This window comes from Gloeotrichia echinulata CP02, from assembly GCA_038087035.1.
In the GTDB taxonomy this organism is placed as follows: Bacteria; Cyanobacteriota; Cyanobacteriia; order Cyanobacteriales; family Nostocaceae; genus Gloeotrichia; species Gloeotrichia echinulata.
This window is the reverse complement of sequence record CP051187.1, coordinates 3992085-4009856: the sequence shown is the minus strand read 5'-3', so window position 1 is coordinate 4009856 and position 17772 is coordinate 3992085. Positions and strand designations below refer to the sequence as shown.

Here is a 17772-nt window from a genome sequence, read left to right as displayed (position 1 = left end):
TTTTCACGTTTACAACCTTATAAGCAATTTATCAAATATGTAAATTGAGAATCTGTTTTCTTTACAATTAATAAAAATTTCTTTTGCGGCGTCAGGCTTTCAAAAATAACTACATAAATCTATACAAAATTATTTAATAATATTTTGCTTTTTCAGTGTAGAATCAAAGGTTTATAATATGCAAATTCCTCATCAGAAATAAAGTTAAAACATTTGTAGTACCGCTAAAAAGCTTTCCTAATACAGCTAAATCGCTACGACAAACATGAAAATGTCAAGAAAATTGCTTATGATATTCGGTGGTTGGCTATTAGCTTAAGCTGGAATTTATGGCATCTACTATTCAAGCTTTACCAACAGAAGTTGTATATCTCATTACAGCTGGAGAGGTAATTGACTCTTTGGCTTCCGTAGTCAGGGAATTGGTGGAAAATTCCCTAGATGCAGGTGCAACAAGAATTGTGGTCTCCCTGTGGCCGCAACAGTGGCGAGTACGTGTAGCAGACAATGGTTACGGAATGAACCTGGATGATTTGCAACAAGCAGCCACAGCCCATAGCACCAGTAAAATTCGCAATTGTGCAGATTTGTGGAAAATTAAGAGTTTGGGGTTTCGTGGTGAAGCCTTACACAGTTTGACGACTTTGGCTGATTTAGAAATATTAAGTCGTCCAACAGATGGTAACTTAGGCTGGCGAGTTGTTTATGGTAATAGGGGGGAAGCCATACAAGTACAAGCAACGGCGATCGCACCGGGTACTGTGGTAACAGTCTCAAATCTCTTTGGTAATTGCTTATCTCGTCGTCAGGGTTTACCGACCGCAGCACAGCAAATGAAGGCGGTTCAAGCCACAATTCAACAAATCGCCCTGTGTCATCCTCATATCAACTGGCAATTGTGGCAAAATGACCGAGAATTGTTTACCATTTGTCCCTCTGCCACCATTAAACAACTGCTGCCCCAGATTTTACCTCAAGTTCGCTCCACTGACCTACAAGAAATTAACCTACAACTACCCAACCCTGAAAACTCCTTACTCCATTTAGTGGTAGGATTGCCTGACCGTTGCCATCGCTATCGTCCAGATTGGGTCAGGGTAGCGATTAACGGACGGATGGTCAAAACACCGGAATTAGAGCAGACTATTCTGACAGGATTTCACAAAACATTACCACGCGATCGCTATCCAATTTGTTTCTTGCATCTGACGATTTCTCCAGATCAAATCAATTGGAATCGCAACCCCGCCAAAACAGAAATTTACCTGAACGAAGTTAGTTATTGGCAAGAACAAATTACCCAAGCCATTGATCAAGCACTCCGTCTCAATTCTACCAATATTAAAGAAGCCGTTCACACAACACGAGTTAGTAAATTACTCAAAGCTGCTGAAGAAAAAGGTAATTACAATTTTCAACCGCAAAATTCCAATTCAGACAACATAACTCCCCACTCTTTAAAAGCTGTTGCTCAAGTTAACAATACCTATATTGTAGCAGAACATTCAGGGGGAATTTGGTTAGTAGAACAGCACATCGCCCATGAGCGAGTTTTGTATGAACAAATATGCGATAACTGGCAATTAATCCCCATTGAACCTGCAATAATTCTTTATCAATTATCACAGGCGCAAGTCTCCCAATTACAACGCATCGGTTTAGATATAGAACCCTTTGGCGAACAACTTTGGGCAGTCCGCAATATACCCGCAATCCTGCAACAGCGACAAGACTCTGCAGAAGCAATTTTAGAACTTAGTTGGGGGGGAGACTTACAAACAGCCCAAGTCGCCGTCGCCTGTCGCAGTGCCATTCGTAATGGTACACCCATGAAAGAGACAGAAATGCAAACATTATTAGATCAATGGCAACGCACCCGCAACCCCCGCACTTGTCCCCACGGACGCCCGATTTATTTATCTTTGGAAGAATCAGATTTAGCGCGGTTTTTCCGACGTAATTGGGTGATTGGTAAAAGTCATGGGATTTAAAATAATTCGTATTTCGTGATTCGTATATAGTTATTGTGGGATGTTTACCTTGAACTCCAGGGAGAAAATAAATAACAATGCTAACCTTTGATGAACTCTGGGAAATCCTTATTACTGAAGATGAAGGCGTAGAAATAGAAGCAAAAAAAGGCTCAGAAGTTACTAAAAGTTGCTGGGAAACCATTAGCGCATTTTCTAATGAACCCAGTCTAGGAGGGGGTTATCTGATACTGGGGATCAAATCACCCCAGGAAAGTGATACTAACAATTATGAAATTGAAGGAATAGCAGATCCCGACAAAATACAACTAGACTTAGCTACCCAATGCAGAGAAGTTTTTAACATCACTATTCGTCCCCAAATAGAAACTGCTACCAAGGACGGAAAAATTGTAATTGTTGCTTTTATTCCCGAAGTTCGACCCTCTGAAAAACCTGTTTATATTACTAACAGAGGACTTCCCAAGGGCGCATTTAGACGCATCGCTTCAAGCGATCAAAAATGCACTGATAGAGATGTGGAACTGTTTTATAAAGAACGCAACGCCCAAACCTACGACACTACAACTATCCCAGATGCTACTCTCGATGATATAGATCCAGAAGCGATCGCCGCTTACCGCAGAGAAAGACAAGCCGTAAACCCCAACGCCAGCGAACTCAATTACGATGATCACAGACTACTTTTTGCCCTCAATGCGATCGCCAAAAATCCTAACCAAAAAGGAGAATACTGCCTCACCTTTGCTGGATTAATCTTATTTGGAAATGCAATCGCCCTGCGGCGTTACTGCCCCATGCACCGTATAGATTACATCCTTGTAGAAGGTAAGGAATGGGTTTCAGATCCTGATAAGCGTTATCAAAGTATCGAAATCCGTGAACCCCTATTATTAGCCATTCCCAAATTAATCACACTTGTTCGGCTCTTCCGTACTTAGCGTGCTGAATTTGTTAAAAAATAAGTTTGAAACCCTTGCGTGGCTCCGATAAAAGCCATTATTTTTTGTATTTGAGATCCTGTTACTAAAAATCAAATTATAAACGCCTGTAAGCCTTGTTATTAAAGCAATTTAATCGACTTTCATTAATAATTAAGCACGCTACACACGCAAGAGCCAGTTTCAACCAAAAGAACAATCAGAGGTAGATAAATCTAATCTGGACAGTAGTACACCTGATGCCGACAGCTTATCTGGACAGTCTGAAAAATCTAATCTGGACAGTAGTACACCTGATGCCGACAGCTTATCTGGACAGTCTGAAAAATCTAATCTGGACAGTAGTACACCTGATGCCGACAGCTTATCTGGACAGTCTGAAAAATCTAATCTGGACAGTAGTACACTTAAGCCTGAACAGCTTACCCTGGAATTATTTCCTACCATCGAACAAGAATCCTTGGAGGATAGATTAGCGAAAATCGGTGGACGAACCAAAACAGAGGAAATTAAAAATTTAATCCTTGAATTGTGTAAAATACAACCGCGCTCATCTAGTGAATTAGCGTCTTTATTGAAACGAGAGCGAAAATATCTATTAGATAAATATTTAAAACCTTTAATTGATGAATGATTGCTGGAATATACCAATGCTGAAAAACTAAATGACCCTCATCAAACTTACCGCATTATTCAACAATAAATTAAGTTAATCAAAATAGAAGATATGGTGAAAGCAATTGGCTTTAGAGTTGAACCTCAAACTGTTAATTATGCTGTTGTTGAAGGAACAAAACAACCTATCCTTGTTGCCTAATTCACCAACTAATTTTTCTATTTCTGCTTTTACTGTGATGATATCCTAGAGGAAACCGGGTTTTTACCGCATTTTAAAATATTTTAGCCGACTGTTAAAAGCTCTGCAATCAGGGCGGGCGAGACGCCCACCCCACAAGAAATTAGGGGATATTTTTTGTATTTGAAAGTCCATCAATTAAGTCATAAACCAACCTCTTGGAAAGAAGAAGCGATCGCCAGTTGAGCATGTTGCAATAATATATCTTTATCCAGACTATGAACGATATATTGAGGAGTCACCGCCAGCAATTTTTCGATTCTATTTTTGGCATCTGTTACTACTGATTCATCGAGGCTACCGTTATTTAATGAATCGGCAAAATTTTGAGCTATTTGATATGTACGTTCAATAGATGATGAATTGATATTGCGTGAGACAATAAACAAATCGCAGCCAGCGTGAAATGCCCGTGCTACAGTGCCACTCTGAATAAAAATATCAGAAATAGCTTTCATATCCAAGTCATCAGATACCACCACTCCCTTAAAGCCGAGTTCCTGGCGCAATATACTATTAAGAATAGGACCAGAGAGGGTTGCAGGCACATTCGGATCTATCCGAGGAAACAGGATATGGGCTGTCATTACCAAAGGTATATCTTCTTCAATCAGTGCTTTGAAGGGGATAAGTTCGCGATCTCGCAGGTCTTCTATTGTCAGATTCAGCGTTGGTAGCTCAATATGGGAGTCTTGGCTGGTGTCTCCATGGCCAGGGAAGTGTTTAGCACATCCCAAAATTCCTGATTCTTTCAATCCTAGATAATATTCACGAGCAAGTTTGGCTGTAGTTTGCGGAGTATTCCCAAAGGCGCGGGGGCCAATGACGGGATTTTGGGGATTAGAATAAATATCAGCTACGGGTGCCCAGGATACATTGATTCCCAATGATTTGAGTTCCAAAGCTGTGGCTTTTGCTACTTCATGGGCGCGTGAACCATAGAATGAAGCATAAGGAAAGCGAGTGATTGGCGCTGGTGTGCGAACAACACGACCCCCTTCATGGTCTAGGGTAATGAACATGGAATCGCGTTCAGCGTATTCTCGTACTTGATCGATCAGTTCCTTATAAGTTTGCAACCAAAATTCATAAGCAATACCATCCTGAAAGTTTTTGGCGAAAAATATCACCCCTATGGGTTGTAATTCACTGAGTGCGCGTTTATCGTCATCACTGAGCTTCGTCCCGGAAACACCAATAATTAAATGATTTCCAAAGCGCTGAATATCCTGCGGTACTGACATAAGTTTTTACCTGTGACTATCAACTGATGGTATCTACAACACTTTTCAAGCAATAACCACATCTTAAAGTGGGGGCGCAAGGCCTTGCGCTCCCAAGCGTAGTCTATTTACCAAAAATGCTGTTGTAGCAAGAGTCTTGGTTAAATAGGGGTACAAAACTTTGCGCCCCTAACATTGCCATTTTGACTCTGGACTTGTTTCCACTAAGTAGAGGATATTTATTTCTTATACTAATCGCATGGTAATTACTAGTCTCCCATGATGCAATTACTTATTATTAACGGCCCATAAAACTTAGTTTATGCCTGTTTAGGGACTTGCAAATAAAAAAATATACAATCTTTAGGGTGCCTCAGAGCGAGAAACTTTTGACATAGCTAGAAATTATTTGTACTGACGCACCCTACTGTGGATAATTTACAGCACTTTTCAGGTATTTAGACCACACGCGGATATCTGTATTTCTTTGTTCCTTTGCGCCTTCTCTGCGAGACGCTCCGCGAATGCGCCTTTGCGTGAGATATAAAAATGTGGTTCATTTACCTGAAAATCGCTGTAATTTCTGGAAGTCCCTAATTGTTCTAATTTCGGCTTTCCCTAAGATACGCGCGCAGGAACCGCGTCCCTAGAGCTAAATTGAAGAAGTTGAACAGGCGATGGGAATTTGTTTGAATGTTGGCAAAACAGCGACTAGAATTTAACTGGTGCGTTCCCGTGTCTGGTGATGGGTTCCACTTGGGCTTACCTGTTTGGGAACGTCCACCCAGTCTAGAGTATACTGTGGAAATTTTTAAAACAGCAGAACGCTTTGGGTTCCGACAACTGCTGATTGGTATGGGCTTTACACATCATGTTATGGAAGCTTGGACTTTAGCAACAGCAGCTTTAACACTTACCAACAACGCAGGGGCGATGGTAGCTGTACGTCCAGGTTTTTATTCAGCCCCAGTCTTGGCAAAGATGGCTGTGACTCTGGATTATATCAGTAAAGGTCGCCTTTCGCTCAACATTGTCACAGGTGGAAGACCAACGGAACAGGCGATGTATGGTGATTATTTAGATCATGATAGCCGCTATCGTCGCACCCGTGAATTTATGCAAATTTGTCGTCAGTTATGGTCAACTACCAATCCCTTTGACTATGAAGGTGAATTTTACCAACTCCATCAAACTCGCTTAGAAACATTACCCTTACAACCATCAGGACCGCTATTTTATTTCGGTGGTGCGAGCGAAATAGCTCAACAAGTTGGTGCAGAATTTGCAGATGTTTATTTGATGTGGGGGGAAACACGACAACAAATTGCTGAACGAATGAAGCAGATACAGCAATTAGTAACTGACTATGGACGGGAGAAAAAAGTTCGCTATGGATTGAGGATTAATATTATCGCTCGACCTACTGAAACCCAAGCAAGGGAAACAGCAAGGGAAATGTTGACAAAAGTGAGTCCAGAAATATTAACTAAAGCACGAGCCACTGAATTTCCTAATACCAAGCGGGAAAGCGTTGGTCAAGGACGACAATGGGAGTTGCGGGGAAGTGCTGATGATGATTGGTATGTTGAACCACTACTTTGGGCGGGAATTTCCGTAGTGCGGAGTGGTGCTGGAATGGCTATTGTTGGTAGCTATCAACAAGTAGCGGAGCGTCTTTTGCAGTACATAGACTTAGGAATTACAGTTTTTATCTTGTCTGGATATCCTCATTTAGAAGAGTGCGAAAATGTAGGGCGATATGTTTTACCGTTAGTTAGAGAAGGTTATCTTAGGAGTAATGAGTAATGAGTAATGAGTAATGAGTAATGAGTAATGAGTTAGGAGTAATGAGTAATGAGTTAGGAGTTAGGAGTTAGGAGTTAGGCGTTGGGAGTTAGGAGTTAGGCGTTGGGAGTTAGGAGTAATGAGTAATGAGTAATGAGTTAGGAGTAATGAGTAATGAGTTAGGAGTAATGAGTTAGGAGTAATGAGTAATGAGTTAGGAGTTAGGAGTTAGGAGTTAGGAGTTAGGAGTTAGGAGTTAGGAGTTAGGAGTTAGGAGTTAGGAGTTAGGAGTTAGGAGTAATGAGTTAGGAGTTGGGACTGACAAATGACTAATGACAAATGACTAATGACAAATGATAAATTATTTGATTTAAAATTTGAGATGAGCAATTTGGAAAGCTAAAGCAATTCTTAAAATCAAAGCTTCAGCATAGGAATTACCGACAATTTGCAGTCCTATAGGTAAACCCTGACTGCAAAAGCCACAAGGGAGAGATATTGCAGGTACACCCATAAAACTGAAGGGTAGCATAAATCGGCGATTTAGGCGATAAATCGCTGGTTTGGCATTAATTAAAGGTGCAACCATTGGTGTTGTAGGTGTGAGTATAGCATCGACTTGCTGAAATAATTTTTGCGATTGAGTTAAGATTTTTTCCCTTTTGAGTAATGCTTGTTTGTAACTGTGGTGAGAAATTTTTACGCCTTTATAGAAGTCGTTTTGCACTTTATCGCCAAAAATATTGATATTTGTACCAGATTTCTCTAGCAAAACTTGACTGAATTCATAAAGAGCAATGGTAGAATAAGTCATCTCATCAAATTCTGCTCCTAAAAATGGAGAGTTGATAGTGACAATTTCTGCTCCTAATTGTTTGAAGATAGATATAGCATGATAAATTGCTAAAGCAACTGCTGCATCAATTCCACTCCATGTATAATTAGCAATTACACCTAATCTCAAACCATTGATGTCAGTTGGTAGAGGATGGAATTGTTTTAAATTTGTGGAGATAGGGAAGAGTACAGCATCGAGTAAAATGGCAATATCCTCCACACAATTCGCCATTAACCCAACCGTATCAAAACTGAAAGCACGCGGGAAAATCCCCTCATTACTCACTAATCCATAAGTTGGTCTTAGTCCCACCACTCCCGACCAACTCGCGGGAACTCGAATTGAACCACCCGTATCAGTACCAATTCCACCTAAACAAAGACCAGCAGCAATAGCTGTTGCGCTTCCACTGGAAGAACCTCCCGATGTGTGGTTATAGTTCCAGAAGTTACAGGTATTACCATAAAAAACATTGTTTCCAGAAAGGTCAGCGGCAAATTCGCTTAAACTTGTCTTACCTAAAATTACCGCACCTGCTGCCTTTAAGCTTTCGACAATTTTAGCATCAGATGATGGTAGGCGATCGCCAAAAAGTTGAGCGCCTACGGTAGTCTTGATTCCTGCTGTATCAATATTGTCTTTGATTACAATCGGAATACCATGTAATAATCCTCTTAGTTGACCATTGCTACGCTCAATATCTAGTTGAGCAGCGGTTTCTACAGCTTGTTGCTCCATCACGGTAATCAAAGCATTCAGCGTTGGATTAAACTTTTTAATCCGTTCGAGATGATGCTTAACTAAAGTTGAAGAACTCAGCAATCCACTTTGCATTTGCTGATTTGCTTGTGTAATGGTTGTTGGGATAGAAGTTTCTAGTGTCATTACTTTTTATCTCACGCAAAGGCGCATTCGCGGAGCGTCTCGCAGAGAAGGCGCAAAGGAAGAAATACAGAAAACTTATGTCTGGTTTAAATACATGAAAACTACTGTAAGAGGGAATAGCACATTCTGACGGGGCGAAATATGTCAAAAAGTTGATCATCACCAATTTATCAAATCTGACGCCCCCTACAAGATAGGTTAAGTGTGACACTTACTTTCTTTGCGCCTTCTCTGCGAGACGCTCCGCGAATGCGCCTTTGCGTGAGCTAAAATAAATTATAAATACTGTAAAAAATCCTATGCTATTTGATATCTTTAAAAGCCGTAAATCGCCTAAAATCGAAGTTGTCAAGACTGAAAGCACCTGGCGTGTCGCTTGGGGAACAGTTGATATCAATGGAGAAGATATTGCTTGGCGAGAGAATAAATTTGCGGTAATTTTACCGCGTACAGCATCTGGATTCGTAACTGAAAAACTAGCAATCAGTGCTTCACAACAATTTGTGGTTGTTGGTGATGTGTGGTTAACTAATCAGACAGAGTTACTGCAAAACTTGGGAGATGAACCAAATAGTTTTACCGGAACTCCTATACAATTGATTGCTAATCTTTGGGAAAGATGGGGTTTTGAATGTCTCAACTTACTTGTGGGAATATTTGCGCTGGTAGTTTGGGATAGAGAAAAACAGGAGTTATTTTTGGTACGCGATCGCATTGGTGCTAGGACTCTCTATTACACTACCACTGGTTCTACTCGATGGATTGCATCTAATTTGAGAACTTTAACACCCCATCGTTCATCGGATTTAGATTTGGTAGCTTTGCGCGATTATCTTTGTTGCGCTTTTGTTCCTGGAGAACGAACACTTTGGGAACAAGTGCGGGAAGTGCGACCGGGAACTATTTTACAATTTCCTGACGATAAAGTTCAAGCTTATTGGCATCTTCAAGAACAAATTACAGCCATAGATCAATCTTTAGTATGGCATGGTGAACGTTTGCGAGAACTGCTAGAGCAAGTTGTTCAAGAATATTTACCACCACCAACTGAACCTGTGGGAGTTTTTCTTTCTGGTGGTTTAGATTCTAGCAGCATCACGGCTTTAGCAGCAAAATTCCACAGTTCCCCAGTCCACACTTTTTCGATTCATTTTGGCGATGAATGTCCGAATGAATTAGAATTTTCTAGTTTGGTGGCTTCTCATTGTCAGACACAACACCACATTTTAGAAATTACTTTTAAGGATATGTGGGAACGTCTACCGGAAACAATGGCGTATTTAGATGACCCCATTGGCGACCCCTTGACTGTTCCCAATTTGTTGCTGGGAAAACTGGCGCGAGAAAGTGTGGAAGTAGTATTAAATGGTGAGGGGGGAGACCCCTGTTTTGGTGGTCCCAAAAATCAACCAATGCTGATTAATAGTTTATATGGTTCCGTGACAAATCAAAATGCATTGGAAGCTTATTTAATTTCTTTTCAAAAGTGTGCATCTGATTTACCACAACTCTTAAAACCAGAGGTTTGGTCAGCAGTCCAAACAGCACCTTGGGTGTTTGAAGAAGATTTATATTCCCAAATCAGCTATCTCAATCGTTTGATGACAATGAACATCAAATTTAAAGGCGCTGACCAAATTCTCACCAAAGTCAGTAATTTGACTCAAGCGGCGCTTTTGCAAGGTCGTTCGCCGCTTTTTGACCAACGAGTTGTAGACTTAAGCATGGAAATTCCGCCAGAATATAAGCTTTCGGGAGTGGAAGAGAAAGCAGTTTTAAAACAAGCAGTATCAGATATTTTACCAGAGACAATTATTCATCGTCCCAAAAGTGGGATGATGGTACCAGTGCAGTTAGGATTTCGTAAATATTGGCAAAAAGAAGCTAGAGATTTATTACTTAGTCGTCATGCGGTTATTAGTCCTTATTTAAATCCCTCACTAATCCGCAATTGGTTAAATTATGAAGGTGATACTTGGAGACGTTATGGAGTTAAGTTATGGTTGCTTGTAAGTTTAGAAATTTGGTTACAGGTGAATAGGAAATAGGGATTGGGGAGATGGGGGGATTGGGGATTGGGGATTGGGGATTGGGGATTGGGGATTGGGGAAGAGGTTTTAAAATTTATTTCCCAGCTCAAAACCTACGCAGTATTGGGAGTTAAGAGAGCTACCCTAGAAAATATCAGCAGAAATCCCCAAATCCCCATTCCTCAAATATCGACGGTTTAAATATGATTGCTTCCCCCCAAGACACCTACATCACCCCCCAAGAATACCTCCAAATGGAGGAAAATAGCCCCATTAAACATGAATACATCGACGGATACATCTACGCAATGGCTGGCGCCCTAGACCCCCATGTTACTATCGCCCTCAATCTTGCCACACTTCTGCGTAATCATGTACGCGGTTCTGGCTGTCGTATTTACATCACCGATATGAAGGCGCGGATAGAATCCCTGAATCGATTTTACTATCCCGATGTCATGGTTACTTGCGACCAACGCGACCAAGAAACACCCGGTTATAAAAGATTTCCTTGTTTAATAGTTGAAGTTTTATCTAACTCTACCGAATCTTTTGATAGGGGTGACAAATTTATCGATTATCAAAATATAGAAACTCTGCAAGAGTATGTTTTAATTAATAGCAAACGCCAGCGGGTTGAGTGCTTTCGCCGTAATCATGAAGGGCTGTGGGTGCTGCAATTTTACACAGCAGAACAAAACTCGTTTCGCCTTAATAGCATAGATTTTGAGGCGACAATCACAGCAATTTATGAAGATGTCACTTTTGAGGTGCAGTCGTAATTAGCAAACTTATAGTGGGGTCAATACTGCGTAGGTTTTGAAAATCGCAAAGGGTGAAACCCTTGTCTTGAGGTTACATGTAACGTCTCTACATTCGTTAACCGAGCAGTATTGACCAGATTTAGATTATGACAATTGCGTAAATCCTATCAAAAAAAAGAACCCCAAACAGCCGACATTACCTCAAAGTCTCCCCTCGGAGTATACTCTGAGGGGTTGGGGGTGGAGTTTGAGGGAACTTTTGCAAGCAGTCTAATTTAAAATTGAGTCCCTAACCAAAACTTTCAACAACATACATATCATTTCCTGTATCACCGACGATAATCAAATTACTATTATCGCCTTCTAAATTGTAACTACCCGCGATACCTTGTTGTAGAACTTTAATTAGTCGTTGGGGAGTGAAAGATTCCAATTCCACAAACTTTCCCGATTCCAACCATGCTAATTCTTCAGTTGATAAACTCTGACGAATTTCCCCAGATAATTCTTTAGCTAATCGCGCCGAATCAGCAGAAGATCGAATAAACATTCCCCGCTTCGTAGCCATAATCTGACGTGGTAATAATCCCACATCAATAATGACAACATTGCTGTTGCTGAACCAATTAGGACTAGTACCCAGATGCTGAACTAAACCAACACCTTGGGGACTACAATCATGCAAAGCATAGACTTTCAATTCTGGATTGCGACGCAGCATTTCCATTGTGGTGTTAAAAATGCTTTGAGGATATCCAGTGATGCTGAGAATTGCACAGTTATTTTCAAAGTGGAAATTATTAGCAATTAATAGTTGAGCAATAACTGCACTATCGCAAACTACTAATCTATCAAAACTGTAAGCTGTGACATCAGGATTAATTACTGTAGGTGCAATTTCCTGACGTGGAGAATAGACGAGTTTGAGAATTAAACCATTGATTTCTTGCCAACGTTTTAACCAATCAGAAACTACAGATTCTCCAATTATAAATTCTTGTGGTAATGATTCTACTTGTCTTGCCTGTTGATTGCCTAGGTATAGGAACAGCATACCTATAATCACACTAATAGTAAAGAGAATGAAGGAATTAAATATGGACAGACTAACAAAAATTCCTCCAATTAAAAAAATGACTGCTAATACTTGTACAGCCTTAGCACTTGTCTTGCGAGCTTTAGTATTGCTCTTACTAGATTTGCTCTGATTTAACAAGCCAATCATAGCAAAAAAAATCAGCAATAACGGGATGATAAAAGCACTAGGAATTGCTGAGAATATACTAAAAAATATCAATGGTATCAACCAACCAAATACTGAATTTAACTTACCCCTCAAACGATTATCTAATAAATAAAAGAACTGCTTAGGAGTAAAGAACAAAGTGTTATTCGCCGAAATGTCAGTTATCGCCTTCGCAAAAAAGGGGTCAGTAATCTTCACAGTACCCATGCTTGTCGGTTCAAACACAAACGGATGCTGACATTGAATACACCGCCCTTGATTACCTGTTCTGTCCTTCAGATTATTATCAGTTCCGCAGTTAATACATTTCATAGCAGCAATTTCCTCCTAATTGTTAATTGTCATTGGTCATTGGTCATTGGTCATTTGTGATTGGTCATTTGTGATTGGTCATTTGTGATTGGTCATTTGTGATTGGTCATTAGTCATTACTCCCTTCCCGGTCTTTGATTATTTATAATTTTCCTTACTTTGCGCCTTTGCGCCTTTGCGTGAGCTAAAAATTATTTCCCTACGGAACGCTCCGCGAACGTTAATCTTGTAGTGGTTTGGGAGTAGTCATTTGTGATTGATCATTGGTAAACGACAAATGACAAATAACAAACTTATTTAAACACCTGATTTGCTAATAAAACACTGTAATCTTCACGCCGACGAATCAAACGATGTGTACCATTTTCTAATAACACCTCCGCAGGTTTAGGACGATGTAAAAAATGCGAAGACATCGCATAGCCATAAGCACCCACATCTAAAATGGCAATTATGTCACCAATTTCCAAAGCTGGTAATTGGCAATTTCTACCTAAATAATCTCGTGAATAAGTAGTATTTCCACATATATCTGTTATGTAACTTGTCGATTTATCTACACCATTCCAAGTCACAACTTCGCGATAACCACCGTGTACCGAAGGGACAGAAAGATTAGCAACAGTGGTATCAACTCCGATAATTTGTTTATCTGCTTGCCATTTTACAGAAACCACTTTAGCAAGTAAAATAGCACAGCCTGCGATCGCAGCTCGTCCTGGTTCAATAACTAACTCTATATCTCTTCCTAAACAACTGATTCTGTCGCTTAATTCCGCTGCAAATAATTCCCAGTCAAAAGCTACTTTACCATGATGATAGGGATAGCCAAAGCCACCACCAAAATCCAAATATTCCCAATCTGGTAATTGTTGTGCGGTTGCTAATACAGTATCAATCACATCAGTAAAGGCTGCTGTCGCATTAGTCCCTGTACCTCGGTAAAAATGCAACCCACTCAATGACAATTTTGCAGCTTGGGTAATAGCGATCGCATCCGCAAATTCTTCTGGACGCACACCAATGCGGCTATCTCCTGTAATTTCGGGTAAATTGAGCCGTAAACCCAGACGAGGTGGAGAAACATCTGTGAGAGAATCATAAACTTCGCAGCACAATTGCAATTGAGAAACGCTATCTAAATTGAGAGTTTTTACACCCCAATTCAAAACTTGTTCCATCTCTTGACGATGCAAATTACTTCCACTGTAAACAATTTTTTCTGGTGCAAAATCCGCCTGTAATCCTAAATAAATATCTCCTGGTGTATTCGCATGTAATCCCCAACCACAACTTTGAAAAATTTGCAATAAAGAAATATTGCCATTAGTCACACTAGCAAAGCGAAATTGGGTATAGGGATAAGCAAAAGCCTGGGTAATGTGCCTAATATTTTGACGTAAAATGTCCGATTGATAAATATAAACTGGTGAACCGTAATGATTCAATAATTCTTGAGCAATTACTTCCGAAAAAGGTAATTCCTCACTCCTCAGTCCTAACTCATAACTCATAACTTCTCACTCCAAAATCCTAACTCCTAACTCCTAACTCCTGAGTAATGAGTAATGAGTAATGAGTAATGAAAGAATTATTAAGATATTAACAACTTCAATCAACAAGTTGAAAGAAAAATAAAAAATAATCCACTCCTTACTCCTTACTCCTTACTCCTAACTCCTTACTCCTTACTCCTAACTCCTTACTCCTTACTCCTTACTCCTTACTCCTAACTCCTTACTCCTAACTCCTTACTCCTTACTCCTTACTCCTAACTCCTTACTCCTAACTCCTTACTCCTAACTCCTAACTCCTAACTCCTTACTCCTTACTCCTAACTCCTTACTCATTACTCCTTACTCCTCACTCCTTACTCCTCACTCCTTACTCCTCACTCCTTACTCCTCACTCCTTACTCCTTACTCCTCACTCCTTACTCCTTACTCATTACTCCTTACTCATTACTCCTCACTCCTTACTCCTTACTCCTTACTCCTTACTCATTACTCCTAACTCCTAACTCCTAACTACTCTTGCCATTTTTTTTGCAATCTCCATAACTGTTTTGGTAACCAAAATGGATGATCAAAAGATTGTTTTCCTGATGCTTCACCAAAAACATGTACGCGCCAAAATTGCCAAATAATTAACAACCACAAAATCTCACCAATCCGACGACCTTGAATCCCCGCACCCAATTTACCCGCAACAATTTCTGCTGCTAAATCATCAGAAAAGCGATTTTCAAAGCGAAGTTTACCTGGATTTAACCAGTTCCCCAGATCATCCCAAAAATCATTTAAACACCAAGAGGTTAAGGGAACCCCCATACCCCGCTTTTGACGCCAAACAATTTCTGGGGGTAACAAATGTTCACAGGCTCGTTTGAGGATATATTTCTCACATGCTCCCTGTAAACAGAGTTCTCCAGAAATTTGGAACATCCACTCAGCTAGTGGTAAGTCGCAGAAAGGCGATCGCACATACAACCCATGAGCAAACCCTAAAGCCGTCGCTCGCGGATGAATATTTTGTGCCCCTTTTAACATCAAGCTGGCACGGCGCAACTGATGGATGACGCCTTGACAATACTCTGGGTCAAGGGCTTCCGCAATCCAATCTTGAGGATGTATTTTTTTTATCTGTTGATAAATATCTGGCTGATAAATCGCTTCATAACCCCACAGCCGGTGAAATGTGCGGAGATATTGTTGTATAAATGTTTCTGGTTTTTCCAAATTTGTTTGATAAACACCTGCTGCTATTAACGGCTTATTCGTCCAACCTGCAAATAATTGGTCGCCACCTTCGCCGTTAAAAATTACCCCAGTATCCTGACTAGCTCTTTGTCCTAAAAGATATAGAGGAACTGTCACCCCATCGCCAAAAGGCAAATCTAGGGCTTGAACAGTAGAAATCATCGCCTTTTTGATTTGACGCGGACTAGCATCAACTTTTACCAAAGGAATTTGCAGATGTTGAGCGACAATTTCCGCATAGGGCGATTCGGGAATCCCCGCACCACCAAAATCTAAAGTATAAGCAATTACTTTTATTCCCGCCTGTACCAATAATGCGGCTACCACAGAAGAATCTAATCCCCCGGAAAGAAAAACTCCCACAGGCTCATTTTTTAAGTCAAAAATTTGCCGCTCAATGACTTGTGGTAAAAGAGTTTGCAGTTGTTTGACAGCCGTTGTTTCATCTTTGATTTGTGCGGGAGCTTGACACCATTTCCATAAGCCTTGAGAACTCGGTGCTGATAGCTGTTGTAACTCAGGCTGACTTTGCCAGACTAACTCATTTCCCGCCGGCACAGCAAATATTTGACTAACGGGCGTTAAGGGATTTGGCGTATAAGAAAAACAAGTATAACCGTATAAACCAGGAATACTAACTTCTGGATTTTCGACAATTTTCAGCAAGAGTTGTAAACGGGATGCAAACCAAATTACTTGTGCTTGTTGCATCCAGTATATAGGTACTCGTCCAAAAGGCTCCCGTCCTAAAATTAGGCGATCGCCTCCGTGTAATTTTACCCAAGCATCTGGTAACAAAGAATCGCTACATTTGCCAGATGCTGATATAGCAGCGAGAAAAAACTCTTGTGAACAACTAGTATGAGCAACATTCCAAATCGGATCGTTATTTTCAGCTTCAATCACAGATAATTGGTAAGAATTAGTCAGCAATGTTTTCACAACATTGAGCCGCGCTTCTAATTCCCGACGATGACCATAACCCCAATATCCCAGAAATTGCTCTTTGGGAATTATCTCCATACTATTTCACTTCAAATTCGGTTTCGCTGAGTTGGCGCCCTTGAACAAATATACGCACCTTCCATTTACCAGGAGTCGATGCAGAACCTATAATGTAACGGCAGTGAGTATCCCAAATCGCTTTGTCAATTTCACGAGTTTGATAGCGATTTTCCTTGACAATTTGACCACTAGGGTCAATCCAATTGCACGATAAATCTAGCTTTTCACCCAGAGGCGCATCTTTTAACGTCACCCGATAAAATACTTCCGAGTTATTTTGGCGGGAAATATTTCTTAAATCACCACCATCATCTTGGGTCAGGGTGATGCGGTTTCTTTGGGTAGAAACTCGCTCTAGAACAGAATTATGCTGTTGAATAGAAAACACAGTACCAGCAATCACTACCACCACCGCAGCCAACACTCCCACAGCAATTGTCCGATTGCGCTTTTTTTGTACTTCCAAAGCTTGACGACGCTGGACTTGTACAAGCGCTTCATCTAACAAATCCGGCGCTAAACCTAATTCCTGTAAAATTTGTTGAACTTGTTCGGGTGCAATTTCTGCTTCCCGACGTGCTTGGAGTCTTCCTACTTCAGCGACGATCTGCGTTAATTGTTCTTGCGTAAGTTGCTGACTCATGATATAATGCCTCATGTTCAAAAAATTAAATAGGCGACGTAGTAGGGGCGTAAGGTTTTGCAGACCTACGACATCAGAAAATTTTTTGCTTCTACTTTAACTACAGTCGCTGCTGGTCAATTTATGATTTTTGACGTAGGTTTTATTTGACAGGAAATTTTTGAGTGCCGAATCCGCCCAATCGCATCGCATTATACGATATATGTAGAGATTTTTGATAGAGATTTTTGATACAATTGCCCAGATTGATAAGATGGCTGCTTTGGCGACAACGAGCAATAGCGGGTGTCGGTAAAACAGGAAATGCTTCACCAACACCCGCTAAAGGCTAAACCAATAGTTTGAAATCGCGGGACTAGTCCCGCGATTTCAAAGTCTTATACAATACCACTAAAACCCTGACACATGTAGGAGCGAGTGGGGGCACGGCATTGCCGTGCCCCTACAGCTGGTATCATATCGTGTGGATTTAGGGGTATCTAAAAATTGATCCG

12 protein-coding genes are annotated in these 17772 nt (G+C 40.6%); 6 read left to right on the top strand and 6 right to left on the bottom strand.

The features are described 5' to 3' along the window. Positions 1–329: 329 nt before the first annotated feature. Together mutL and HEQ19_17645 are read left to right on the top strand one after the other, a co-directional pair. On the top strand, positions 330–1991 hold the full coding sequence (mutL, locus tag HEQ19_17650; GenBank protein WYM01041.1) for a DNA mismatch repair endonuclease MutL: 1662 nt from the start codon (positions 330–332) through the stop codon (positions 1989–1991). Between the two features lie 77 nt (positions 1992–2068). Further along, positions 2069–2932, top strand: coding sequence for an RNA-binding domain-containing protein (locus tag HEQ19_17645; GenBank protein WYM01040.1), 864 nt, complete (start codon positions 2069–2071; stop codon positions 2930–2932). A 999-nt stretch (positions 2933–3931) separates the two neighbouring features. On the opposite strand, the gene nagZ is transcribed toward HEQ19_17645, so the two are convergent. Then, a complete protein-coding gene (nagZ, locus tag HEQ19_17640; GenBank protein WYM01039.1) occupies positions 3932–5032 on the bottom strand; it encodes a beta-N-acetylhexosaminidase in 1101 nt (366 codons plus the stop codon). Between the two features lie 672 nt (positions 5033–5704). On the opposite strand from nagZ, the gene HEQ19_17635 reads away from it, so the two are divergent. Beyond that, on the top strand, positions 5705–6817 hold the full coding sequence (locus HEQ19_17635) for an LLM class flavin-dependent oxidoreductase (GenBank protein ID WYM01038.1): 1113 nt from the start codon (positions 5705–5707) through the stop codon (positions 6815–6817). A gap of 349 nt (positions 6818–7166) precedes the next feature. Here the strand turns inward: HEQ19_17635 and HEQ19_17630 are convergent, their stop codons facing one another. Continuing rightward, positions 7167–8519, bottom strand: a complete 1353-nt coding sequence (locus tag HEQ19_17630; GenBank protein ID WYM01037.1) for an amidase — start codon at positions 8517–8519, stop codon at positions 7167–7169. 299 nt (positions 8520–8818) lie between these two features. Between HEQ19_17630 and HEQ19_17625 the strand changes: the two genes are divergently transcribed. From HEQ19_17625 to HEQ19_17615, 3 genes are read left to right on the top strand one after another with little or no spacing between them, the layout of a single operon-like run. Beyond that, the gene (locus tag HEQ19_17625) at positions 8819–10567 is read left to right on the top strand and encodes an asparagine synthase-related protein (GenBank protein WYM01036.1); all 1749 of its coding nucleotides are present in this window, start codon (positions 8819–8821) and stop codon (positions 10565–10567) included. A 27-nt stretch (positions 10568–10594) separates the two neighbouring features. Beyond that, positions 10595–10750 carry a hypothetical protein gene (locus HEQ19_17620; protein WYM01035.1) on the top strand — a complete coding sequence of 52 codons (156 nt, stop codon included), beginning with the start codon at positions 10595–10597 and terminating at the stop codon, positions 10748–10750. Positions 10751–10752: 2 nt separating this feature from the next. Next, a complete protein-coding gene (locus HEQ19_17615) occupies positions 10753–11331 on the top strand; it encodes a Uma2 family endonuclease (GenBank protein WYM01034.1) in 579 nt (192 codons plus the stop codon). Positions 11332–11602: 271 nt separating this feature from the next. Here the strand turns inward: HEQ19_17615 and HEQ19_17610 are convergent, their stop codons facing one another. The 4 genes from HEQ19_17610 to HEQ19_17595 all read right to left on the bottom strand — a co-directional run bounded on the left by HEQ19_17610 (position 11603) and on the right by HEQ19_17595 (position 17278). Beyond that, positions 11603–12871, bottom strand: a complete 1269-nt coding sequence (locus HEQ19_17610; protein WYM01033.1) for a hypothetical protein — start codon at positions 12869–12871, stop codon at positions 11603–11605. Positions 12872–13164: 293 nt separating this feature from the next. Continuing rightward, positions 13165–14385: a decarboxylase gene (locus HEQ19_17605; protein ID WYM01032.1), complete on the bottom strand. Its 1221-nt coding sequence runs from the start codon at positions 14383–14385 to the stop codon at positions 13165–13167. 513 nt (positions 14386–14898) lie between these two features. Next, positions 14899–16653 (bottom strand): asparagine synthetase B family protein, encoded by a 1755-nt coding sequence (locus HEQ19_17600; GenBank protein WYM01031.1) that lies wholly within the window; start codon positions 16651–16653, stop codon positions 14899–14901. Between the two features lies 1 nt (position 16654). Then, positions 16655–17278: a DUF3859 domain-containing protein gene (locus HEQ19_17595; protein WYM01030.1), complete on the bottom strand. Its 624-nt coding sequence runs from the start codon at positions 17276–17278 to the stop codon at positions 16655–16657. Positions 17279–17772: the final 494 nt, after the last annotated feature.

Coding starts and splice junctions, on each gene's coding strand:
- HEQ19_17610 (WYM01033.1), bottom strand. CDS start 12,871: ATGAAATGTATTAACTGCGGAACTGATAATAATCTGAAGGACAGAACA.
- HEQ19_17635 (WYM01038.1), top strand. CDS start 5,705: ATGTTGGCAAAACAGCGACTAGAATTTAACTGGTGCGTTCCCGTGTCT.
- nagZ (WYM01039.1), bottom strand. CDS start 5,032: ATGTCAGTACCGCAGGATATTCAGCGCTTTGGAAATCATTTAATTATT.
- HEQ19_17595 (WYM01030.1), bottom strand. CDS start 17,278: ATGAGTCAGCAACTTACGCAAGAACAATTAACGCAGATCGTCGCTGAA.
- mutL (WYM01041.1), top strand. CDS start 330: ATGGCATCTACTATTCAAGCTTTACCAACAGAAGTTGTATATCTCATT.
- HEQ19_17605 (WYM01032.1), bottom strand. CDS start 14,385: ATGAGTTATGAGTTAGGACTGAGGAGTGAGGAATTACCTTTTTCGGAA.
- HEQ19_17615 (WYM01034.1), top strand. CDS start 10,753: ATGATTGCTTCCCCCCAAGACACCTACATCACCCCCCAAGAATACCTC.
- HEQ19_17625 (WYM01036.1), top strand. CDS start 8,819: ATGCTATTTGATATCTTTAAAAGCCGTAAATCGCCTAAAATCGAAGTT.
- HEQ19_17630 (WYM01037.1), bottom strand. CDS start 8,519: ATGACACTAGAAACTTCTATCCCAACAACCATTACACAAGCAAATCAG.
- HEQ19_17600 (WYM01031.1), bottom strand. CDS start 16,653: ATGGAGATAATTCCCAAAGAGCAATTTCTGGGATATTGGGGTTATGGT.
- HEQ19_17645 (WYM01040.1), top strand. CDS start 2,069: ATGCTAACCTTTGATGAACTCTGGGAAATCCTTATTACTGAAGATGAA.